Below are 22563 nucleotides of genomic sequence, written 5' to 3'. Positions count from 1 at the left end.
TTCTAACTCTCTTCGTCGTCGGTCTTGAGTTCGAGTTGGGGCAGTACCTGTTGAAGGTACGGCAGAAGTTCCTTCTGGAGAACGTCGACCAGATGCTCGGCCCGGTCTACATACACGTTGGCCGCATCTATGCGCTTGTTCACTGCGTCGACGACGACACCTTGTGCCTTCAGGAGTTCTCCCTGTGTGTCGATGACCTTCCTGTTGGCGGCTTGTCGTGCATCCTGAGCCTCCCAAGATCTCTGGTTCGCTGCCTTGAACTCCTTCAGCCGATCGATGACTTGGTCGGACCAGTCCTTGATCCCGTCGAGTCGCTCTTCGATCTTGCCGAGCCGGTCGTTCATGGCTCCGATCGTCTCGGTGTGCAGGCCCGATAGACGTGTATCAAGGTCGCGGTGGTGCCGCTGGCTGTCTTCGCGGAGGTGGTTTAGCTGAGCTTCTAGTTCTTCGAGCTTCGTCCATGTCTTCTGGTGGAGTTCAACGACGGTTTCCTCTATGCCTTCGAGGCGATTCTGGTCTTCCATGCCGTTAGCTCGGGTCGGGATCGTTGACCTCTTCGACTTCGATGTCGAAGAGGGTGCGTTGGTCGTCGCGGCATAGCGCGACAGGGAGGCGTGTCTCAGGGCGCTGCTTCACGGAATCGTGGCTCCTGCGAGTGATCGGCAGGCTCGATTGCCTGTCCGCTCCGGGTTCGGCCATCCCCGAGCCCGAGGTCGCCCACCGTAGCAAGTTCCGTGGTCATCGTGCCTGATTGGCTCACGGTGACTGTGCGGGACCAGCCTCTACGCTGCTCACCACCGGTAGTGACTCGGGCGATTCGACGGAGGAGCCAGGCAGTCCACCACCTCGACCAGGTAGCGAAGGAGGCGGCCGGAAGCCCGGGTCATTGCCCGTGGTCTCGTCCGAGAGGACTTGAGGACCAACCGGCAGTTCACGTCGTCCTTGGTCAAGGACATCGAGATTCGTGGCGAGGCCGCGGCGCAAGCACCCGTACTCGGTCAAGGAACTCGGTCGTAACTCTGCAAGTGGCTGTCAAGCGCCCAGATGCGGACACGGCGGCCCTTGTGCCGGGTGCATTCCGTTTCCCAGGCCTTGATGATCGACAGATCGCTCAGGTCCGGGCCTGCCTTAGCGTGATCCGGATAGTCATTAAGCCATTCTGCGAGCTGCCGTTCGTCCGGGAATCGAATCGGTACCCAAGGCGCCTCTCCTTGGAGGGCCTCACGAATCCGGTCCCGGAACACCTCTGCGTACCGTCGCCGGAGCCCGCCGTTCCGGAGATCAGCGATGTGATCGCCAGTTTCGAAGATGGCTGCCAGTGGCAGAAGAAGGCTGGCACGAGCCTCAAGGAGCGCGCCGAAATCCGCAAGGACCTTCTCGCGGTTCTGATTGAACGATGGGACGTCGAGCACGTTGAGCAGTACGCTCGTGTCGACGATGATGACGGCCGACATCTCCGACTAGCCCGCCTGCTTCTTGATCGCCTCCAGCCAGGCGTGGGCGCGTCGTCGGCGCTCTTCCGGCCTCCGCCGGAACTTCACGACTCGCTCGAGGATTCCCTGCGTCAAGAGGTGGCCCACCGCTCCTTGGGCGATGAGCTCGGGATAGTCCGGAAGGTCGACGAGGCGTTGGAGACAGCTGGACCCAGTCGTCGGATCCCGGTAGCAGAACACCACGTTCGGCACTGCGTCGTCCGGCAGTGCGTCGAGCAGAGCAGGGTTGTGGCTGCTAATGAGAACTCGGAGGTTTCGCTCATTGGCAACTGTGGAGAGCCTGTCTAGCATGAGCTTCGCGCGGCTTGGATGCACGCCGTTGTCTATCTCCTCGATCACGACGATGCTGCCCTCGGGTGCGGACAGTACCGCCGCGGCGATGCCGAGCACGCGGAGCGTGCCATCGGACAACAAGGCTGCGTCGTACTCGGTCTGCTTTCCGCCGAAGGTCTCGGTCAGCTTCACCATCGCCTCGTTGCGCGGAGTCTCGATGAAATCGATCTTCGTGATGTCCTGCTCGGGTAGAGCCTTGATGAAGTGGAGAACCTCGCTCTTGGTATGCGCCTTTCGACAGAGGTTGAACAACACGCCCGAGAGATTCGCGCCGTGGCCGCTCAGCGTCCGTTCCGTCTTGAAGCTGTATGCTCGCATCGTTGACGGTTGCGGGTCGAGGAACACGATGTTCGACAACCAGCCCTGATACCGCGTCGTCGTTTCGGGGATCACCCTTTGCGCCATCTTTTGGTGCTGTCCGAACCGTGCCGAACTCTGGAGTTGCAGCAGCACCGCCATCTGGTCGGTGCAGGTGACCTGAGGCTTCATGCCCCCGCGCGCAAAGTTGTTGTACGCGACGCGAATGTCTCCACCAGCCACCTGTGAAGACACGACTTCGAAGAGCGGGACGCGTTGGAACGACCCGGTGAGTCGTTCGTCCGTGATATGGAGATCCTCGTCAGTCTGTCGCTCGAGCGTGACGGAGTACTGATTCCACTTCGGATCCTTCGTCACGCAGGATAGCGAGAACCTCCGGCGGCCTCCGTGGCCGAGATCGTTTACGGTTCCCCGAATCGCTTGAGCGCTTTCCTGAAGCGCGTAGCGAATGGAGCCGAGCTTGTTGCCCTGTGCGAACCACGAGAGGAAACGGAGAGCCTCGACGGCATTGCTCTTTCCCGACGCGTTCGCTCCAACCAGGACCGTCAGCGGCCCGAGCTTCAGCGTCGCTTTCTCGTAGCTCTTGAAGTTCCTTATCGTGAAGCTGGACAACATCTTCTGCCTCCTGCGGTCTCGGAGCCTCGACCGGTGCGGCCAACTCTACCGGCGAAAAAGGTCAACGCGCCTGCGCCGCGTCCGGTGGTCCGACCTGTAGGCTGACGCCCGTTCAGGGCCAGCCATTCAAACCCCGAAGACCTTCATCACTTCGTCGCCGAGGTGGTTGATGACCTTGACGGCGATCCGGCCGGTGGCGGGTTTAGGGAAGGGGCGGGAGGTGTCGCTGTGCAGAGTGGCCCAGGCGTCGGGGTCGATTTCGGCCTTCAGGGTGGTTCTGAGGGACTTGTAGGGGTCGCCCGCGCCCAGGAAGTAGGCCTGACGGACGAAGAAGCTCTCTTCGTTGTAGTCGGTGTCTACGAACCAGCAGGCAATGCCTTCGGGGCCGTCGCTGCGGACTTCGCCGGCGGATGGGTCGAAGACGTCGACGCCCTTGATCTTGACCTGGAGCCAGTCCGGCTCGCCGTTGGTGCCGGTGGCGGGTTCGATATCGATGTCGGGCTCGCCGAAGATGACGAAGAGGTTGGCGGTGTTTGTCTTCTTGAGGTCGTCGGCCATGTGGAGGTCGGCGTTCATGCGGGCCTTGAGCACGGGGACGCGGCCGAGCTTCGTGAACTCGGTGGCGTGGGCTTCGAAGTTGAAAGCGCAGGCGATCAGGGCGTCGAAGCCGGCATCGGCGGCCTCGCGAGTGGCGCTCACGAGATCCGGGCGGGAGACGGTGCCGAACTCCGGACCGATGAAGACGCCTGCGCTTCGTTCCTTGCCGACACCGTCGGTGTAGCGGCCCTCGGCGCAGACGAGGTCGCCCGGCCACGGCTCCAGAGACGAGAAGACGATCCGGCCAGCCTTTCTGGCTTGCTGAACGCCGGCGGTGCGGAGGTTCTCAAGAATCACGTGGGCGAACTCGTGGCGGGACACGTCCGCGCCCCCGTCGTGGCTCGCGCGGGGCTCGGCGACGAGGAGTTCATCGTCTTCGTCCAGGGCGGCCAGACGATGCGGCGAAACGCTCTCGACGGTGAAGGGGCCGGCGACGCGGACCTTCTTGTTGTTCTGGTAGGGCTTGTCATAGAGCTGCTCGTAATCGGCGCTCGCGGCAATGCAGGCGTCGATTTCGCGCTGGCGGGCGATCCGGGCCTGCCAGAAGCGCTCGTGCGCCTCGCGCGCGGCCTCGTTCCAGTCGCTCTCCGGCTCCCTGGGTACCTCCCATTCGAGCAGGCCGTTGGCCGGGGCCGACTCGCCGGACGGAAGAGCGACTGAGCTTCCTGGTGAAGCCCGGAAGTCGATCTTCTTGCCCTCGCGTGCACCGGTCCCTACGGTGAACGGAATGGCGTGATTCTGCAGCGCGTGATTGAGATCGCTCAGGGCGGCTTCGACGTCGGCTTGCATCCGCTCGTGAATCACGTCGATCTCGGCGTTGTTGGCGATCAGCTTGAGCGTGATGTGGGGGACGCGTTCGTACACGAAGCCCTGGCGGACGTCGTTGTACGTGGGCGCTTCCGATGGAGTCTTGCGGGCGAGCGCGGCTTCCCTGAGTTGGCCCTCGCGACTGTCAGCGAGCAGGTAGTACGGGTAGCGCGCACCCATGATGCGTGCGCGGGCGAGGGCGAGTGCGACGCGGGACGTATCGATGGTGATCCAGCGCCGGCCCCACTGCTCAGCGACGTACGCGGCGGTACCGGAGCCGCAGGTTGGGTCGAGAACGAGGTCGCCGGGATCGGTGGTCATGAGAAAGCAGCGCTCGACCACTTTAGTGTTTGTCTGGACGACAAACACTTTCCGGTCTGTGAACGCACCTGTCTGTGTGTCACGCCACACCGATGTATGCTCAGCAACCGGAAAGTCGGTCAAGAAGCGAACGTAGGCCAAGCTGTTTCGTGAGGGTATGCCTACGCGTTCCGCACGACCGAGCCGATCGAGTCCTTCCTTGGTCGTGGTCCAGTGTCTCGCCTGTCCCGGATGGAAGGTCTGGCCCTGGTACTCAAAAGCCACGGTGCCAGAAGGCGTCGCCCCTTGCGACGTGATGTTGTCATGCCGATAGACTGCATGCCCCTCGTTCGCAAGTTCCGCCACTCGTCTACGCGTTCTGGATACTGGCACCCTTGTTCCGTCGGGTCGCTGAACGCGCGAGTACCGTTTGCCGACATCATCTGCCAGAGTTCGGGAGCGGAACAACTGGCGGTACTTCACCGCGTTCCTACGTCGTGCGTACCAAAGGAGATAGTCACTATCCCTACCCAGCGTTCCGGCTACAAGGTTCGCCGTTACCCTGAAACTGATTTGTGACAGGAAGTTCTCCGCCCCGAACACTTCGTCCATCACCGCCCGTACACGGTGCACGTTTTCGTCGCCGATCTGCACGAACACCGATCCGCTCTCGGTCAGCAGATCCCGTGCCACGTTCAGCCGATCCCGAAGGTAGGTCAGGTACGAGTGAATGCCGTCCCGCCAGGTATCCCGGAACGCCTTGACCTGCTCCGGCTCCCGGGTGATGTGATCCTTCTTCCCATCCTTGACGTCCCGGCTCGTCGTTGACCACTGGAAGTTGGAGTTGAACTTGATGCCGTAGGGCGGGTCGATGTAGATGCACTGCACCTTTCCGCGCAGCCCCTCCCGTTCGGTCAGCGACGCCATGACTTGCAAGGAATCGCCGAGAATCATCCGGTTGGACCAGTTGGCGTCGTGCTGGTAGAACTCGGTCCTGGCGTCGCCGTCCGGCAGGCCGTTGAAGTCGCCGAAAAGGTCGGGCTGGATCGCCTGGTCGCCGGGCTCCTGTTCGCGGGTCTGGCTGCTCACGCGGCCCAAGTCGTCGATCAGTACCTTGGGATGCATCTTCTCCTGGATGAAGAGCGGCGGAGCGGGCACGACGAGTTCGGACCAGTCCTGCATGTCCTTGCCGCGCCAGACCAGTTGAGGGTCGAGGTCCGGGTTGCGCCGCTCATAGGCGACGCGAATCGGGTCCCGGTCGTACGCGTGCATCACCGGCTGGTACTCGGCGGTGGGGATGTTGCGGCGCGTCGCTTCGCGGTGGATCAGCGTTTCGACCTTCTTGGTCTTTTTCGCCATGTCGCTAGCCGTCCACCGAGCCAGGGACGTGGGCGATGCCGAGTTCCTCCGCGAGCTGCCGGAGTTTCCGATCAGTCGTCCACAGGGTCGCATTCCCGTCCTCGAGCACGGCGCCGAGGAGGTTGGCGTCCACGTAGCCGATCCCTCTTCCCATCCAGGCGTGTCGTTCGATCAAGGCCAGGAGGTCATGGTCGGACGGAGTCTTGAGCGACGGCAGACCCTCGAGCTGCTCGAGGAAGCGGTCGCGCTCGGGCAGGTTTCCACATGCGAGCTCGCCGACCACCATGGCATGACAGAGCACTTCCTGGGCCTCCACGCGCTCCTGCAACTCCCGATTGGGAGCGCGGAGATTGTCGATCCAGACGGAGGTGTCCACCAGGATCATCCCGCTTCCGGGCTCCGGCGTCGCGGAATGTACTCGGCGTCGGGCATTGTGCCGCCGATCGCGGCGAGGAACCGGGCGGCCTCCTTGGCGCGCTCCTCACTGGCGAGTTCCTCCAGTGCGGTCGCGATCCCGGCATCGAAGTCGCCCTGCATCTCGTGCGGATCCTCAAGTTCCAGGAACGCCCAACGGCCGTGGCATCCGAGGGTGTTGACCGCAGGCACCCACAAGGAGTCCATGGCCTCTTTCTTGGCTTTCGCGTCTTCTCCACGCTTGCCCTTGACCTCCACCACGACGTGCAGGGGTTCGTCTTTGCCGAGGCCATAGTCGAGGGTCACGATGAAGTCGGGCACGTAGCGGTGGGTGGCGCCGCCGAACCGGTACGGCACGTCGAAGCCGAGGCTGCGGTTCTTCACCCAGGCAAGGACCTGGGGGTGCGAGTCGAGAACGCGGCAGAACTCGCCTTCCCACGTGCTGTCGAGGATCGCCCAGTTCAGGTGGCAGCGAGGCCGGGTGGCGTAGCGTTGGGTGCGCGAGGTAGTGAAGTTCACGCCGCGGGTCGTGCCGATCGGGTTGTAGGGATCGAGCAGCGCCTTGACCGGCTGATGGTCCAGCTCTGAGCGGGTGACGGCATACGCGATCTTCTCGCAGGCGCGGTCTGCGAGTTCGACCATCATCAGTTGCGCGGGATAGGTGTTCCCCTTGCATCTGAGGCAGTCTTGGAGCCATGTGCTGGTTATGCGCTTCAACTGGCCGAAGAGGTGCAGTTTCGGTTCCTCGTTCGCGTCGCGCCAATGCTCGAAGAGCAGCCGCCTGGTCAGTTCGTAGAGCACCGTTGACTGGCGGACGCTGTCCAGCCGCTCGGGCGTGAGATCGTGGCCCTCGCCGATGATGCCCTGATTGTGCGTGATCGTCGGCCCCACGAGCTCCGGCGTGAGCTCGAGCACGGAGTCCTCCGTGAATGAGGCGGAGAGGCGGTCGTTCGGGAGTTCGACGCGGTAGCCAGTCACGCGCGGGAAGCGGATCTCCGCGTCGTCCCGCTCCGGCGAGAGCGCCTTGACCTGCACCGTTTCGGCGGGCGGCTGAGGCGGCGCTACGACGGGCTTGGCGGTGAAATCGAAGGGCACGCCGAAGACGTCCGCGTACTCGACGTCGAAGAGGCCGCCATCGTTGAGTTCGTAGGACTGTCGGCGCAGGGAGCGGCCGATCACCTGTTCGCAGAGCAGTTGCGTCCCGAAAGCCCTCAGGCCCAGGACATGAGTGACGTTGCTGGCGTCCCAGCCTTCGGTCAGCATGGCGACTGAGACGACGCACCGGATGTCGCCGCCGAGCCGGCCGGCCTTGCCGACGGTGTTCATCACCTCGCGCAACAGGTCCTGATCCGTGAGCTTCTCGGCTTGCTGGCGATCGCCGGTGCGTTTGACGATCTCCCGGCGGAAGCGGTCGATCTCGTCCGCGGCGGCCGCACGAAAGCCCCTGTCGAGCGCGTCGCCGGATTCAAGCTGCTGGCTATCGATGAGCAACGTGCGGGGTCTGGGCAGCGGCGCCCCGGCAGCATCGAAGTTGCGGAACAGGGTCAAGCGACCGTTGTGAAACGTCCCCGTGCCGTTTTCGGACTCGCGGTGGAAGCCCGCGATGTAGTCGTAGACCAGCTTCGACGTGGCTGTGTTGTTACACACGACGATGAAGCAGGGCGGCACGTCGATGCCGGATTCCTCCCAGAGGCGGTACGTCTTGTCGTAGTGACCGTAGAGGGCCTCCAAAGCCGTTTGCAACTCCTTCGGCAGCGACATCGGGTCGGGCGTTGCGCCGCTCCCCCGGCCTTTCTTCGGCATCTTCCTACCGATGTGCTCCCACAGGTTCCGATACATCGGCATCTCGGCGCCGGGGACGTTGTCGACTACCGGTACTCGTGGGAGCTTGACGATGCCGCATTCGATCGCGTCCATCAGAGAGAAGTCGCTGACGGTCCACGGAAAGAGCGTGCCCTCCGCGTAGCCGGAGCCGCGCAGGAAGAACGGCGTGGCCGAAAGGTCGATGACCCGTTTCAGGCCCAGTTTGCGTTGGGCCGCCTCCAGGCCGGAGATCCAAACGCGCGCTGCCTCCTGGTTGCGCTTCGCCTCAAGGCGATCATCGCCCTTCAGCTTGCCTTCTTCGCCTTCGCCGGCCTTCTCGCGGTAGCAGTGGTGCGCCTCGTCGTTCAGGACGAGGACGCCCTTCACGGTCATCAGTTCCGGCATCACGCGAACCAGCATCTCGCCTTCGGTCTCGCGGGTCGCGAGCTCCGGGCCGCGGCCCTGGAGCAGCGCGCGGCTGCCCTTGGCTAGTTTCATCGTCTCCCGCCGCCCGAAGGCGTGGTAGTTCGTGATGACGATCTTCGCCTTGTCGATCTCGCGCAACATGTCCGGGGGAACGAGTTCGCGGCTGGCGTAATAGCTGTCCGGGTCGTTCGGCTTGAGTACTCGCAGCCGGTCCCGGATGGTGATGCCCGGCGTGACGACGAGAAAGCCGCGCGTGAAGCGCCGGCTCGCGGGGTGGCGAACGGCGTTCACCGTCTGCCACGCGATGAGCATCGCCATCACGGTGGTCTTGCCGGCGCCGGTGGCGAGTTTCAGCGCCATGCGCGAGAGTCCCGGGTTCGCCTGCTCGCTGTCCGCCTGGATCTTCTCCAGAAAGTCGCGCCCGCGCTTGCCGACGGCGGGTGCGACCTCGGTCAGCCAGATGGCGGTCTCAACGGCTTCGACCTGGCAGAAGAACGGGCGGATGCTGCTGAACCGGTGATGGCGCCAGTGCTTGAGCAGGCGCGCGGTTTCGGGCGTCACGCGCCACTGCGACTCCGGCAGCGTGCGCCAGGCGGCAATCTCCCTGCGCAGGCCGCCGATGAGCTTTGTCAGTTCGTACTGCTGACCATCTTGCGTCTCGAGTGCCTCGATGTCTTCGTCCAGGGTGAGCCGCCGTTGCGCCTTGCGACCGGTCTTTCTCGCCGTGGGAATTGGCGAAATGAAGGACACCGCGCGACGGCCTTCGCCGATTCGCTCCGTCGGCTGACGGCTTTCGTCCAACACCCAGTGCCGCCCAGGCAGTTCGTAGGGCGAATTGAGGATGGGGGACCGGTGGAAGTTCGTGGCGTCCTGCACGGGCGTTTGGAGCTTAGCCGGTGTCAGTCCGCCGCGAGCACCTCCTTCACCGCCCGATGGGCCTCGCGGATCGCCGCGTCCGTGTGGGGGCTCGCGGCGGCGTCGGCGCCGGCGATGACGACCCGGCCGAAGGGTTGCCTCGCCGTTACGACGGGCCGGTCGTCGCCCGCCTCGAAGGCCCACTCCGGCGGATCGAAGAGCGGGTTGTAGGTGTAGGTGTAGCCGTGCGGCCAGCGGTTCACCGTGATCGCCGCGATGTCGCGCTGGTCGTCGAAACCGCTCGGGCCGAGCATCCGGTTGAGCTGGTCCCGGATGTTGGCTTCCACCGCCTCGAACGTGGTGCGGAGAAGGTCCATCCGGCCGGCTCGATGCTGCTCGCGCCGGGACAGGCCCGGCTCGCACGGATAGCGGTACATCGAGATCACCAGCGGCTCGTCCGGCGAGGTCGACGTCCGGTAGTCCCCGAGCGAGAGCTGCTCGGCGAGCCCCACCGAGGTGTGGTAGCCGCCTGGGGCCTCGATGTAGGAGACGCCGGCCTCGGTGAAGGCGCGCCAGTTGCGCAGCAGCACGCTCGTGTACTGGAGCGGCGACTTGACCGGCCAGGACAGGGCGTCCCGCTGGGCTTTCGGAAGTTCGGGAACCAGATGGGGAACGATGTTGTGCCAGCAGGCGAGAATGACCCGTCCGGCCGTGACGGTGTGCCCCCGGTCGTTCCGGACGTAGGTGACCCGGGCCGGGCCACCCTGCCCGGGCTCGACCCGAATCACGGTGGAGGACAGCCGGATCCGGGTGCGGTTCCCCGCCCGATCCAGCATCCCGTAGTCGAGCGGCGCCGTGACGACATCCTCCATGGTCGATCCCGGGACACTGCCCGGAACAAGCCCGCGCACGAGGAGCCGGGCGATCGTGGCGTTTCCGTCCGGGAAGTAGACGTCGGGATCTCCTTCGTACGCCCGCGCCTGGTTCTCCCGGCCGTGCTGGCCGCCCGGCTCGTCCGCCAGCAGATCCGGGGGCGTCTCCGGAATCTCCATGCCCGAGAAGCCGGGCAGGCCCTCCTCCCAGGCGTAGCGTGCCGGGTAGGCGTCGATTCCGGTGCAGTAGATGCTCTTGGGCCGGTGGTCGAAGAACCGGATCACCCCCGGATCGCATTTCGCGTGTTCGAGGAGAAAGTCCCTGTAGCTGATGGTGGCAAGGTACGCCTTCTTCCCGCCCGGCGAGAGGTCCGGCAGGTAGTCCGGCTGCTCCTCGCCGTGGAGCCGGATCAGATCGGCCCGGACCGCCTCCGACAGTGGCGTGTCGGCGAGAAACTCGGCGAAGGGGCGACTCCCGACACCGGCAACCAGCACGTCCGTGCCGAATGTCTCGCGGTCGAAGAACATGCCCTGCTCAAGCCCCAGGTTCTCGTACGTGTCCGCTACCGAGGCGACGGACTCGTAGTAGCGCCCGCGGTCGATCCCGATCTCCTCGAGGAGGCCCCCCGCGATGTCCCCGTACTGGGAGGGCGCCTCGACGTACAGGGTGCCGCCGCTCATCAGGTAGGTCCGCCCGTCGAGCCGGAACTCGTTGCGCTTCGCGTGGCCGCCGAAGTCGTCGTGGTTGTCGAGCAGCAGCACGCGGGCGTCCGGGCCCGCCTGCTTCGAGAAGTAGTGCGCGGCCGCCAGTCCCGAGATGCCGGCGCCCACGACCACCAGGTCATACGCTTCGCCGGTTTCGGTGGCCGTCCACTCCCGCCCCTCCTGGACCAGTTCGTGCGCGACTTCGAACGAGCCGGGGTGGGAGCCGCGCATCCCCGTGCGCAGCGGCGGATAGGCCGCCGTGCTCTCGCGTTCGATCTCCCGCTGGAACGCGGGCACGTCCCGGCAGGCCAGGGCGGCGCCGGTCAGGGCGACGGGAATCCCCGAAAGAAAGTCGCGGCGGCTGATGCCGTCTCCGGACCGTCGCGCCTTCCGGGTTGGTGTCATGGTCTGGAGTCGAGTGTACATTCGGGTTCCGCTAGAGTCTTCTGCGCGACCATGACTCCAACCGTGGCGCCGAACTTGGCAAGCGCAACCGCCAGTCGCCGGCAGTTCGTCGTCGGGGTGTCATCGCTGTTCGCGGGGAAGGCAGTCCTGGCAAGCGCTGCCGCCGCCGCTTCCACGCGCCGCCGGTCCGCCGTTCGCGGGCACGACGTCGATGTCGTGGTGGTCGGCGGTGGCTTCGCCGGTGTCGCCGCCGCGCGCGATTCGATGAAGAACGGCTACTCGACGCTGCTGCTCGAAGCGCGCGACCGGCTCGGCGGCCGCACCTGGACCGCCGACTTCGACGGCGACCAGGTCGAACTCGGGGGCACCTGGATCCACCACACCCAGCCCTTCGTCTGGGCCGAGAAGGAACGCTACGGCCTGGAGATCGAGGAGACCCCCGGCGCGGTGGCGGATACCGGCTACCTGATCGCGGACGGCGAGCGCATCCGGCTGACGGAGGCCCGGTACGTCGAGACCTACGAGGCCTGGCGGCTCTACCACGCGGAGGCGCGATGGATCGTTCCGCGGGCGTGGGACATCCTCCACAACCGCGACGCCGCGCTCGCCGCGGACCGGCTCAGCGCGACGGACCACATCGAGCGGCTCGAGCTCTCGTCCCTCCAGCGGAGCTATCTGCGAGCCGTCATCGCGATCATGGCGAACGGCCAGCCGGAGACGATGTCCTACCTGGAGCTGATGCGCTGGCACCTCGCCGGCGGCGGCTTCCTGCCAACGGTGGAAGACTCCGTCGCGCGCTTCAAGCTGAAGCGCGGCACGCGGAGCCTGCTCCAGGCAATGGTCGCCGACGCGGGATTCGAGGCGAGACTCGAGACGCCCGTCGAGTCCATCCGCGATCGCGGCGACGGGGCCGTGGTGGTCACCGGCGCAGGCGAAGAGATCCAGTGCCGGGCCGTCATCTGCTGCCTGCCGATGAACACGATCGCGGACGTCGCCTTCGACCCTCCGCTCGCCGCCGGCGTGGTCGAGGCGGGCCGGCAGCGCCACGCCGGCGCCGGCTTCAAGCTCCTGCTCAAGGCCGAAGGCGATGTCGGCAATGTCGCCACCTACGCGATCGGCGAGCCGATCGACTTCGTGATGACCTACAAGCAGGCCGCGAACTACACGCTGCTGGTGGCGTTCGGCAAGGACCCCGCCGACCTCGACGTGAACGACGGCGACGCGGTGCAGCGGGCGCTGCGGGCTCACGTCCCGCGCGCGGAGCTGATCGGCAGCATGAGCCACGACTGGAACGGCGACCCGTACTCGCGGGGCACCTGGGCCGTGTACCGGCCCGGCTGGGTGACTCGCCACTACGACGAGTTCCAGCGGGACCGGGGCCGCATCCTGTTCGGCTCGGGCGACCACGGGGAAGGCTGGCGCGGCTTCATCGACGGCGCGATCGGCGGCGGAATCAGGGCGGCGCAGCGGGCGAAGAGCCTGCTCGGCTGAGCATCCGGAACGAGTCTCAAACGAACCTCGAACGAAGATGCGCCCGGAGACCGGACGAGAGCGAGAACCAGGGCGCCAAGGCGCGGCGGAGTTGCCGCGCCGCGCGAGCGTGATCGTGATCGGCGGCGGCGTGATCGGTTGCTCGGTCGCCTACCACCTCGCACGCTCGGGGTGCTCAGATGTCCTGCTGCTCGAGCGCCGGCAGATCACTTCCGGCACGACCTGGCATGCCGCCGGCCTGCTCGGCCAGTTGCGGCAGTCGGTCACGATGACGAATCTCGCCCGCTACACGAGCGAGCTCTACGCTCGCCTCGAGCAGGAAACCGGACAGTCGACGGGCTATCGCCGCTGCGGTTCCTTCTCGGTCACCGCGGACCCCGAGCGGTTCGAGGAACTCAGGCGTGCGGCTTCACTGGCGAAGGTGCTCGGGCTGCCGGTCAATGTGGTGACGGCGAAGACGATCGGGGAGCGGGTGCCGCTGCTCGAGACGTCCGACCTGCTCGGCGGACTGCACATTCCGGGCGACGGCTATGCGAACCCGACGGACGTCACCCTGGCGCTGGCCGCGGGCGCCCGCGCCGCCGGCGCCCGGATCGTCGAGCAGGTGCCGGTGACCGCCGTTCGCACCGTCGGGGGACGTGTCGTGGGCGTGGCCACGGAGCAGGGGGACATCGATGCCGACTGCGTCGTCCTCTGCGCCGGCATGTGGACCCGGGAGTTGGCCGCGTCGATCGGCGTCAACGTTCCGCTCCATGCGTGCGAGCACTACTACGTCCGGTTCGACTCCGTCGAGGGGCTTGACGCGGACCTGCCCGTTATGCGGGACTATGACGCCATCTCGTACTTCCGGTACGACGCGGGCAAGCTGATCGTCGGCGTCTTCGAGCCGAACGCGCGGCCCTGGGGCATGGACGGCATTCCCGAGGACTTCTGCTTCGACGAGATCGCCGCCAACCGCGAGCACTTTGAGCCGTTGCTCCGCGGCGCCAGGGAGCGGATGCCGGCACTCCAGTCGGCCGAGGTCCTGCAGCTCTTCTGCGGCCCGGAGAGCTTCACGCCGGACGTCCGCTACCACCTCGGTCCGGCGCCAGAGTGCGAGAACTGCTTCGTCGCGGCCGGCCTGAACTCGATCGGGATCCAGTCCGCGGGCGGGATCGGCCAGGTCGTCTCCGAGTGGATTCTCGAAGGGCATCCGCCGGCCGATCTCTGGGAAGTCGACGTGCGCCGCAGCATGCCCTTCCAGGGCAACCGCAAGTACCTGCAGGAGCGGGTCTCCGAGAGTCTGGGTCTCCTCTACGCCATGCACTACCCCTATCGCCAGTTCGAGACGGCGAGGGGCGTGCGCCGGTCACCGCTGTACGACCGTCTGGAGGCCGCCGGCGCCTGTCACGGTGAACTCGCCGGCTGGGAGCGACCGAACTGGTACGCGCCGGAGGGCGTACCGGCCCGCTATGAGTACAGCTACGGGCGCCAGAACTGGTTCGAGTACTCGGCCGCCGAACATCGGGCCGTGCGCGAGAACGTGGGACTGTTCGACCAGTCGTCGTTCGCGAAGTTCCGTCTGGAAGGCCGGGATGCGGCGGGAGTACTCAACCGGGTCTGCGCCAACGACGTCGACGTGCGTCCCGGCCGCATCGTCTACACCCAGTGGCTCAACGAGCGGGGCGGCATCGAGGCGGATCTCACGGTGACGCGGCTCGCGGAAGACAGTTTCCTCATCGTCACCGCCACCACCTCGGAAACGCGTGACTTTCACTGGCTCAAGGGCCACATTCCGAGCGACGCGCACTGTGTGCTGACGAACGTGACCTCGGCGATGGGCGTGATCTCCCTGATGGGCCCGGCTTCCCGCGCGCTGCTGCAGTCCCTCACGCCGGCCAACCTGGCCAACGAAGCGTTCCCGTTCGCGACCAGCCGCGAGATCGAACTGGGCTACGGCCTGGTGCGGGCGTCGCGCATCACCTATGTCGGCGAACTCGGTTGGGAGCTCTACGTTCCCACGGAGTTCATGGCCGGCGTCTACGACGAGATCGCGGCTGCCGGCGAGGCCTTCGGTCTCGTCCATGCTGGCTACCACGCCCTGGACTCGCTGCGCATCGAGAAGGCCTACCGCCACTGGGGCCACGACATCACCGATCAGGACTCGCCGCTCGAAGCCGGCCTTGGGTTCGCCGTCGAGTTCGACAAGGCCGGCGGCTTCATCGGCCGCGAGGCGCTGCTCAGGCAGAAGGAGAACGGCGTCCCGAAGCGCCTGATCCAGTTCAGGCTCCGGGATCCGCAGCCGTTGCTCTACCACAACGAACCGATCTGGCTGGGCGACGAAATCGCCGGCTACGTCACCTCCGGGAACTACGGCCACAGCCTGGGAGCGGCCGTCGGCCTCGGCTACGTCCCCATGTCGCTGTTGCCGGACTTCCCCGAACTGCCCAGTCGCTTCGAGATCGAGGTCGCCGGCGTCCGCGTCCCCACCGAGGCCTCCCTCCGACCCATGTACGACCCTGGCAACAGCCGCGTTCGGAGCTGAAACGGAGTAGGCTCGCCCTCGCTACGGACGTCGGTGAAACATGCGGGCTAAACCTACCCAGGCCGTGATCCTGGCCGGTGGCCGGGGCACCCGCCTGGCACCGCTGACGGACACTCTGCCGAAGGCGTTGATTCCGTTCCACGGCAAGCCCTTCCTCGGCCACGTCGTCGACATGCTGCGCGAGCAGGGCTTCGAGCGCGTCCTGCTGCTGCTCGGCTACCGCGCGGAGGCGATGATCGACCACTTCGGCGACGGCTCGGCCTACGGTGTCGAGATCAGCCACCGGGTGACGGCTCCGGATGACCTGACGGCACACCGGGTCAAGGACGCCGCCGATCAGCTCGAGGACCGGTTCCTGCTCCTCTACTGCGACAACTACTGGCCGATGCAGTTCGACCGGATGTGGCGCGCCTACGTCGATTCCGGGGCGGCGGCCCAGATCACCGTCTACGGGAACCGGGACGGCTACACCCGGGACAGCGTGATCGTCGGGGAGGACGGCTTCGTCACCGTCTTCGACCGCGGCCGGACGACGCCCGGGCTCAGCGGCGTCGAGATCAGCTACGCGATCCTCGAGAAGTCGGCGGTGCTGCCGCTCCTGCCGGACCGCCAGGAGCTGTTCGAGGAAGCGGTCTACCCGGCGCTGACCGCGCGCGGCCAGCTTCACGCCTACTGGAGCGAGCACCGCTACTACAGCGTCGGCGGTCACGAGCGGTTGCCGCTGACCGAGGCGTTCTTCGCCCGCACGCCGACGATCATCCTCGATCGCGACGGCGTGCTGAACGTGCGCCCGCCGAGGGCCGAGTACGTCTGCAGGCCGGAGGAGTTCCGCTGGCTGCCGGGGGCGCGCGAGGCGCTCACCGCCTTCAACCGGGCCGGCTGGCGGGTGCTGGTCGTGTCGAACCAGCCGGGAATCGCGCGGGGGCGAATGACCGAGGACGATCTGGCCGCGGTCCATCGGCGTCTTTGCGGCGAAGCGGAGGAGGCGGGCGGACGCATCGACCGCATCTACTACTGCCCGCACGGCTGGGACGAAGGTTGCGACTGTCGCAAACCGGCGCCGGGGATGCTCTTCATGGCGCAGCGGGACCATCACCTCGACCTCACCCGGACGACGTTTCTGGGCGACGACGAGCGCGACGGGCAGGCGGCCGATGCCGCGGGCTGCCCGTTCGGCCTGGTCACCGGGAGCGAACCGCTGCTCGCGCACGCCGAGCGGCTGCTGGGCCTTCAGGCGGCCGGCAGAACGGCGGTGGCGGGATGAGTTCCGCCTTCGTTCGACGCCCGGTCCTGGTCACCGGCCACCGCGGTTACCTCGGCTCGGTCATGGCGCCGTATCTGATCGAGCACGGCTACGACGTCGTCGGGCTCGATACCGGCTACTTCGACGAAGGCACGATCTCCGGCGACCCGCTGCCGATTCCGTCCATCCGCAAGGACATCCGGGACCTGGAGCCGGCCGACCTGCGCGCCTTCTACGCAGTCATCCATCTCGCTGCGCTCTCGAACGACCCGATCGGCAACCTGGACGAGACCTGGACGGAGGAGATCAACCATCGTTCTTCCGTGCGTCTGGCGGAACTCGCGCGGGAGGCCGAGGTGCGTCGCTTCCTGTTCTCGTCGTCCTGCATCATGTACGGCCAGTCCAGCACGGAAACGGTGGACGAAACTTCGCCGCTCGACCCGCGGACCCTCTACGCGCGTTCCAAGGTCCGGAGCGAGGAGGCGATCCGGCAACTCGCGAGCGACGGTTTCTCGCCGACGTTCCTGCGCAACGGCACGGTCTACGGGCTGTCGCCCCGGATGCGATTCGACACGGTCCTGAACGATCTGACGGGGGCCGCCTTCGCCAACAGGCGGGTCGTCGTCTTCGGCGACGGCAAGCCGTGGCGGCCGGTCGTCCACGTCGAGGACGTGGCGGCGGCATTCGGCCGGGTGCTTGAAGCGCCGCTCTCGGTCGTTCACAACGAGGCCTTCAACACCGGGGGCGACCATCTGAACCACCGGGTGATCGAACTCGCCGAGATCGCTGCGGACCTGGTGTCCGGCTGCGAAATCGAAGTCCGCGGCGAGCCGGGCGCGGACCAGCGCACCTATCGGGCCTCGTTCGAGAAGTTCGCTCGCGCCTTCCCCGACTTCGAGTTCCGGGACGCGGCCGCCGGCGCGAAGCGGTTGATCGCGGACTACCGCGACATCGGCCTCGATGCGGGGCTCTACGGCGACCCGCGCTTCGTTCGCCTGCGCTGGCTCGAGCGGCTGCTCGGCTCGGGACGGCTGGACGGCTCTCTGCGCTGGAAGGCCAGCGGTGAAGAGACAGAACGGGAGGAGAAAGGATGATTCAGGGCGTCAAGGTGGTTCCGCTTCGTCAGATCGTCGACGAGCGGGGCAAGATCATGCACATGCTGAAGGCCACGGACGAGCATTTCCTCGGCTTCGGGGAGATCTACTTCTCGACCGCCTGGCCGGGAACGATCAAGGCCTGGCACATCCACCGGTCGATGACCGTCAACAACGCGGTGATCAGCGGCCGGGCCAAGCTCGTGATGTACGACCTGCGTGAGGACTCGCCGACCCGCGGCGAACTCCAGGAGGTTTTCTTCGGCGAGGACAACTACGTCCTGGTCCAGATTCCGCCGGGGATCGCCAACGGCTACAAGGCGTACGGCGACAGGCAGGTGATCATGGCGAACGCCGCCACCGAGCCGCACGACCCGGACGAGATGGAGCGCCTCGATCCCTTCACGGACCGGATCCCCTACGACTGGGCGCTCCGGCACGGCTGAGGCGGCTGGAACTCTCGCAGACGTGGACCAGTCCAGGCTGATCGTGACCCGCACTCCGCTGCGGGTGTCTCTGGTCGGCGGAGGCACCGACCTGCCGGCGTTCTACCGGCGCGAGGGCGGCGCCGTGCTCTCGACCACGATCGACCGCTACGTCTACGTCACGGTGAAGCGCCACAGCGAGCTCTTCTTCGAGCCGGTGCGCGTCAACTACTCGCGGAGCGAACAGGTCGAACGGATCGACGAACTGGACAACAACATCGCCCGCGAGTGCCTGCGCTTCGTGGCCGTCGACCCGCCGGTCTACATCTCGACCGTCGGCGACGTGCCGGCTTCCACGGGCCTCGGCGGCTCGAGCGCCTTCGCCGTCGGCCTGCTGAACGCGCTGCACTCCTACAGGGGCGAGCGCGCCTCGGCAGGGCAACTGGCGGAGGAGGCCTGCCACATCGAGATCGATGTCCTGGGCGCGCGGATCGGCAAGCAGGACCAATACGCGGCGGCCTACGGCGGGCTCAACCTGCTGTCGTTCAAGCCGGACGGCGGAGTGACCGTCGAGCACCTGCGGATCCCCGGCGACCGGCTGCGCGAGCTGTTCCGTTCCGTGCTCATGTTCTGGACCGGACACCAGCGGGACGCCAGCGCTGTCCTCTCCGAACAGGACGACCGCACCGATCTGAACCTGGAATCGCTTTGCCGGATGCGCGACCAGGCGCGCGACCTGCACCGGGACCTCGGCGCGGGCGACGTCGACGTCGAGGGCATCGGCCGGCTCCTCGACGAAGGCTGGCGGATGAAGCGGGAACTCGCGGGATCGATCACCACGCCGCTGATCGACGGCTGGTACGACGCGGCGATTGCGGCCGGCGCCCTGGGAGGCAAGCTCTGCGGCGCCGGCGGCGGCGGGTTCCTTCTGTTCGTCGTGCCGCCCGATCGGCAGGCCGCGGTCCGTTCGGCGCTTGCCGACCTGTACGAGTTGCCCGTCGGCCACGAGTCTCACGGCTCGCAGCTCGTTGCCCCGTTCCACCATGGTTGATTGCCTCGTCTGTGCCGGATCAAGCGTCGAGAGGTTCCTCGACCTCGGCAGCACCGCGCTCGCCAACAAATTCCCGAGCGCCGAGGGCCTGAGCCGCCCCGAACCCCGCTTCCCGCTGCGCGTCGGCTTCTGCCACGGCTGCGGCCATGTGCAGCTCGTCGAACGCGTACCGCCGGCCGCGATGTTCACGGACTACCTCTACGTGTCGTCCGCCTCCGACACGCTGCGGGGCCACTTCGACGATCTGGCGGGCACGCTCACTGCCAGGCATGGCCTCGCCGACGGCGGCCTGGTCATCGACATCGGCTGCAACGACGCTTCGCTCCTCTGCTGCTTCCGCGACCGCGGCACCAGGACCTTGGGCGTCGACCCTGCCGAGAACCTGGCCGAGTTCAGCCGCGAAACCGGGATCGAGCGCTACCGCGGATTCTTCGGCGCGGACACTGCCGGCGAGATCGCTGACCGGTGGGGTCGGGCGGCGCTGGTGACCGCGACGAACACGTTCCCGCACATCCCCGACCTCTCGGGCTTCGTCGCCGGCCTCGACGCAGTGTTGGCGCCCGGCGGCGCCTTCGTCCTCGAGGCGCACTACCTGGTCGATCTGCTCGACCAACTCGCGTTCGACACCGTGTACCACGAGCACGTCTCCTACTGGGCGCTGGGTCCGATGATGCGGCTCTTCGCGGACCACGGCATGGAGGTCGTGCGGGCGGAACGGCTGCCGATCCACCATGGCCAACTCCGGGCCACCGTGATGCGGCGTGGCGAGGGCGAGGTGGACCGCAGCGTGGACGAGGTTCTGACCGCCGAAAGGCAACTCGGCATCGACCGCGTCGACACCTGGCGCGCGTTCGCCGGGCGGGTCGACCGGTTGAAGGCGGAGGTCGTGGACTGCCTCAATGGACTCAAGGCGGACGGCCGCCGTCTCGCTGGCTACGGCGCTCCCGCCAAGGGCAGCACGCTGCTTGAATTCTTCGGTGTCGGCCCGGAAACGCTCGACTTCATCGCCGACCGCAGCCCGCTCAAGCAGGGCCGCTACACGCCGGGCTCCCACATCCCGATCGTCGCGCCGGAGCGGCTGCTGGAGAAACCAGCGCCGGACCACGTCCTGCTCCTGGCCTGGAACTTCGAGGAGGAGATCCTTGAGCAGCAGGCCGAGTTCCGCCGCCGCGGCGGCAGGTTCATTCTGCCGGTGCCGGAAGTCCGCGTCGTGTAGCCGCCAGGCCAGCCGCCGTGTTCCGGTTACGACAAGGCTCCGCGCCTGCCAGCGTTCTGTTGCTCGGCCTCGCGTGCGCCGCGCCGGAGCCGGTGCCGCAGGAGCCGCCGTTTCGGGGTACGGCCTTCATCGACCCCGATCTGATCGTCGCGTCCGATCCCTCGGCGCTGCGGAATCTCGAGTACGCGGGCCGGGACACCCGTAGGATGTTCGACCGACGGGCGGACGCCTTCGTGCTGACGGACGCCTACCTGTTCGACGCCACCTTCGAGGGTGAGACGGTCGTGGAGGTCCAGGTCAACGCGGAGCTCGGCGATCCGGTTCTCGCCGAGCGCCATGCAGCCTTCTACGCCCGGGCCATCGGCCAACTGCCGGCGGGCCTGCGGGCGTTCGTCGAGACTGTGTGGATCCACCGCGGCGACCAGCCCTTCGGCGGCGGCAACGACAACATCCTGATCCACACGGGCAAGGCAGAGGAGTATCTGCGCGACGGTGTGTTGGAAGAGATCCTGATGCACGAGGCCGCGCACACCTCCCTGGATCCGGTCCATGCGGCCGCCGAAGACTGGTTAGCCGCGCAGGCCGCGGACGGCGGGTACATTTCCGACTACGCCCGCGACCATCCCGGCCGGGAGGACGTCGCCGAGAGCTTCGGGCCTTTCTTCGCGGTCCGGCACCGCCCGGAGCGGATCTCCCGCGACATGGCGGAGACGATCGAGGCGACGATGCCGAAGCGCATCGAGTTCTTCGACCGCCTGGACCTCGACATGCATCCCGTCCGGTAACGGGCGGACGCGCTACTGCTCCCGGAAGCTGTACAGCTTCGACCGCGTTCGCATGACCAGCCGGTCGCCGGCCAGTGCCGGGGACGCGAGGGTCATCTCGTCCAGTGGATTCGCGTGGAGCTGCTCGAACTCGTCGCCGGTTCCGAACACGAACGTCGTGCCGGCCTCGTCGGTGGCGAAGACGCGGTCGCGGTAGGCCCAGGGCGAGGTCGTGAAGTGGCCGTTCGAGTCCTCGATCCGCGCCCGATACAGCCGTTCCCCGGTGGCCGCGTCGTAGCGGGCGAAGATGCCGCGGTCGTAGACCACCCACAGGGAGCCTTTGTAGGGAATCGGCGTCGGGATGTAGGTGCCGGCGCGGTCGTCGTTCCAGACAACGAACTCGCTGCTCGTCTCGTCATCGCCGAGGGTGAGATCGCCGGCGGCGCCGGGGCGGATCGCCGTAATCGGGCGGTTCTGGTCTCCGTGAACGCCCGACGTCACGTAGAGCAGGCCGCCGTAGGCGAAAGGCGTCGGCACGGGGAGCAGCGAGTGCCGCGTCAGCCGCCACAGCTCCCGGCCCATCGGGTCGTAGCTGATCACGGTGTAGGGGCCGAGAGCCACGATCTCGGTGCGCTCGTCGTGGCGCCAGACGAAGGGTGTGCTCCAGGAGGTTCGGTGGTTCGGGGCGTGCGGAGCGGCGAGCCGTCCCCGGGCCGCGCGCCAGAACTCGCGGCCGTCCTGCTTGGAGAAGGCGGCGAGGAACGGATGCTCCTGGTTGTCGTTCAGGATGACGACGAGGTCGTCCGTGAGGGCGGGCGAGCCGCCGGTCCCGAAGTCCATGTAGATCTGGAACGGGTCCAGCCGCCGCTCCCAGCGCAGTTCGCCGTCGAGCGAGTAGGCCCACAGGCCGAGACCTGTGCTGTAGACGAAGATCGTCTCGCCGTCGGTGACCGGCGTCTCGGAGGCGAAGGTGTTCTTCGAGTGGCGGCCGCCGGGAGGCGGTCCGGCGAAGAAGGTGCGTCGCCAGAGTTCGGCGCCGTCCTCGAGCGACCAGGCGATCAACTGGTAGTCGAGATCGACTTCGTCGGGGAACTCGATGAAGCGTTCGTCGTGGCGCTTGAGGACCTCCTCCCAGGGAAGCCCCTGTTCGCGGAGTTCGCGCATGAACTCGTTGCTGTACTCGGTGCCGAACTCCGGCCGCTTGGTCGCCTCGGTCGATCTGGCCGCCGTGGTCAGGAAGACGGTGTCGCCGACGACGATCGGCGACGACCAGCCGGAGCCCGGCACGTCGACGCTCCATTCGACGTTCTCGGTGGTCGACCAGTGGAGCGGCAGCCGGTCGTTGTCCGAGACGGGAATGCCGTCTGGTCCACGGAAGCCGGGCCAGAGTGGCCCCGACGCCGGTTCTGCCGCCGACTGCCCGAGCGCGGCCGCGACAATGCTGGGCACGGCG

General features: G+C 66.7%; 16 protein-coding genes. 8 read left to right on the top strand and 8 right to left on the bottom strand.

Features of this window, described 5'->3' with window-relative positions:
• Positions 1–2: 2 nt before the first annotated feature.
• The 7 genes from OXI49_13505 to OXI49_13475 all read right to left on the bottom strand — a co-directional run bounded on the left by OXI49_13505 (position 3) and on the right by OXI49_13475 (position 11302).
• The gene (locus OXI49_13505) at positions 3–524 is read right to left on the bottom strand and encodes a hypothetical protein (protein ID MDE2691528.1); all 522 of its coding nucleotides are present in this window, start codon (positions 522–524) and stop codon (positions 3–5) included.
• A gap of 474 nt (positions 525–998) precedes the next feature.
• Entirely contained in the window at positions 999–1454 is a 456-nt protein-coding gene (locus OXI49_13500; protein MDE2691527.1) for a hypothetical protein, read from the bottom strand.
• Positions 1455–1460: 6 nt separating this feature from the next.
• Positions 1461–2759: an AAA family ATPase gene (locus tag OXI49_13495; protein MDE2691526.1), complete on the bottom strand. Its 1299-nt coding sequence runs from the start codon at positions 2757–2759 to the stop codon at positions 1461–1463.
• 126 nt (positions 2760–2885) lie between these two features.
• A complete protein-coding gene (locus tag OXI49_13490; GenBank protein MDE2691525.1) occupies positions 2886–5822 on the bottom strand; it encodes a site-specific DNA-methyltransferase in 2937 nt (978 codons plus the stop codon).
• 4 nt (positions 5823–5826) lie between these two features.
• Entirely contained in the window at positions 5827–6207 is a 381-nt protein-coding gene (locus OXI49_13485) for a type II toxin-antitoxin system VapC family toxin (protein ID MDE2691524.1), read from the bottom strand.
• Complete coding sequence (locus OXI49_13480) at positions 6204–9341, bottom strand: DEAD/DEAH box helicase family protein (GenBank protein ID MDE2691523.1); 3138 nt, start codon at positions 9339–9341, stop codon at positions 6204–6206. Before OXI49_13480 ends, OXI49_13485 begins: the two co-directional genes overlap by 4 nt.
• A gap of 23 nt (positions 9342–9364) precedes the next feature.
• Positions 9365–11302: an FAD-dependent oxidoreductase gene (locus OXI49_13475; GenBank protein ID MDE2691522.1), complete on the bottom strand. Its 1938-nt coding sequence runs from the start codon at positions 11300–11302 to the stop codon at positions 9365–9367.
• Positions 11303–11353: 51 nt separating this feature from the next.
• On the opposite strand from OXI49_13475, the gene OXI49_13470 reads away from it, so the two are divergent.
• Genes OXI49_13470 through OXI49_13435 form a run of 8 tightly spaced genes read left to right on the top strand, consistent with a single transcriptional unit; the run spans position 11354 to position 21131 of the window.
• Positions 11354–12793, top strand: coding sequence for an NAD(P)/FAD-dependent oxidoreductase (locus OXI49_13470; protein MDE2691521.1), 1440 nt, complete (start codon positions 11354–11356; stop codon positions 12791–12793).
• A 37-nt stretch (positions 12794–12830) separates the two neighbouring features.
• Positions 12831–15317, top strand: a complete 2487-nt coding sequence (locus OXI49_13465) for an FAD-dependent oxidoreductase (protein ID MDE2691520.1) — start codon at positions 12831–12833, stop codon at positions 15315–15317.
• A 40-nt stretch (positions 15318–15357) separates the two neighbouring features.
• Entirely contained in the window at positions 15358–16581 is a 1224-nt protein-coding gene (locus OXI49_13460; protein ID MDE2691519.1) for an HAD-IIIA family hydrolase, read from the top strand.
• Positions 16578–17654 carry an SDR family oxidoreductase gene (locus OXI49_13455; protein MDE2691518.1) on the top strand — a complete coding sequence of 359 codons (1077 nt, stop codon included), beginning with the start codon at positions 16578–16580 and terminating at the stop codon, positions 17652–17654. Before OXI49_13460 ends, OXI49_13455 begins: the two co-directional genes overlap by 4 nt.
• Entirely contained in the window at positions 17651–18100 is a 450-nt protein-coding gene (locus OXI49_13450) for a dTDP-4-dehydrorhamnose 3,5-epimerase family protein (GenBank protein MDE2691517.1), read from the top strand. Before OXI49_13455 ends, OXI49_13450 begins: the two co-directional genes overlap by 4 nt.
• Before the next feature lie 22 nt (positions 18101–18122).
• Positions 18123–19130 (top strand): GHMP kinase, encoded by a 1008-nt coding sequence (locus OXI49_13445; GenBank protein ID MDE2691516.1) that lies wholly within the window; start codon positions 18123–18125, stop codon positions 19128–19130.
• Positions 19123–20346, top strand: a complete 1224-nt coding sequence (locus OXI49_13440; GenBank protein MDE2691515.1) for a class I SAM-dependent methyltransferase — start codon at positions 19123–19125, stop codon at positions 20344–20346. Before OXI49_13445 ends, OXI49_13440 begins: the two co-directional genes overlap by 8 nt.
• Positions 20347–20405: 59 nt before the next feature.
• The gene (locus OXI49_13435; protein MDE2691514.1) at positions 20406–21131 is read left to right on the top strand and encodes a hypothetical protein; all 726 of its coding nucleotides are present in this window, start codon (positions 20406–20408) and stop codon (positions 21129–21131) included.
• A 12-nt stretch (positions 21132–21143) separates the two neighbouring features.
• Here the strand turns inward: OXI49_13435 and OXI49_13430 are convergent, their stop codons facing one another.
• Entirely contained in the window at positions 21144–22559 is a 1416-nt protein-coding gene (locus tag OXI49_13430; protein MDE2691513.1) for a PQQ-binding-like beta-propeller repeat protein, read from the bottom strand.
• Between the last annotated feature and the right edge of the window lie 4 nt (positions 22560–22563).

It is taken from the genome of Acidobacteriota bacterium (genome assembly GCA_028875725.1).
Classification (GTDB): domain Bacteria; phylum Acidobacteriota; class Thermoanaerobaculia; order Multivoradales; family Multivoraceae; genus Multivorans.
This window is presented reverse-complemented; position numbering and strand designations above follow the sequence as displayed.

Bases quoted from the DNA above. Each gene is read 5' to 3' on its own strand.
- OXI49_13470 (MDE2691521.1), top strand. From the start codon at position 11,354: ATGACTCCAACCGTGGCGCCGAACTTGGCAAGCGCAACCGCCAGTCGC.
- OXI49_13485 (MDE2691524.1), bottom strand. From the start codon at position 6,207: ATGATCCTGGTGGACACCTCCGTCTGGATCGACAATCTCCGCGCTCCC.
- OXI49_13505 (MDE2691528.1), bottom strand. From the start codon at position 524: ATGGAAGACCAGAATCGCCTCGAAGGCATAGAGGAAACCGTCGTTGAA.
- OXI49_13475 (MDE2691522.1), bottom strand. From the start codon at position 11,302: ATGACACCAACCCGGAAGGCGCGACGGTCCGGAGACGGCATCAGCCGC.
- OXI49_13495 (MDE2691526.1), bottom strand. From the start codon at position 2,759: ATGTTGTCCAGCTTCACGATAAGGAACTTCAAGAGCTACGAGAAAGCG.
- OXI49_13455 (MDE2691518.1), top strand. From the start codon at position 16,578: ATGAGTTCCGCCTTCGTTCGACGCCCGGTCCTGGTCACCGGCCACCGC.
- OXI49_13440 (MDE2691515.1), top strand. From the start codon at position 19,123: ATGGTTGATTGCCTCGTCTGTGCCGGATCAAGCGTCGAGAGGTTCCTC.
- OXI49_13500 (MDE2691527.1), bottom strand. From the start codon at position 1,454: ATGTCGGCCGTCATCATCGTCGACACGAGCGTACTGCTCAACGTGCTC.
- OXI49_13460 (MDE2691519.1), top strand. From the start codon at position 15,358: ATGCGGGCTAAACCTACCCAGGCCGTGATCCTGGCCGGTGGCCGGGGC.
- OXI49_13490 (MDE2691525.1), bottom strand. From the start codon at position 5,822: ATGGCGAAAAAGACCAAGAAGGTCGAAACGCTGATCCACCGCGAAGCG.
- OXI49_13465 (MDE2691520.1), top strand. From the start codon at position 12,831: ATGCGCCCGGAGACCGGACGAGAGCGAGAACCAGGGCGCCAAGGCGCG.
- OXI49_13450 (MDE2691517.1), top strand. From the start codon at position 17,651: ATGATTCAGGGCGTCAAGGTGGTTCCGCTTCGTCAGATCGTCGACGAG.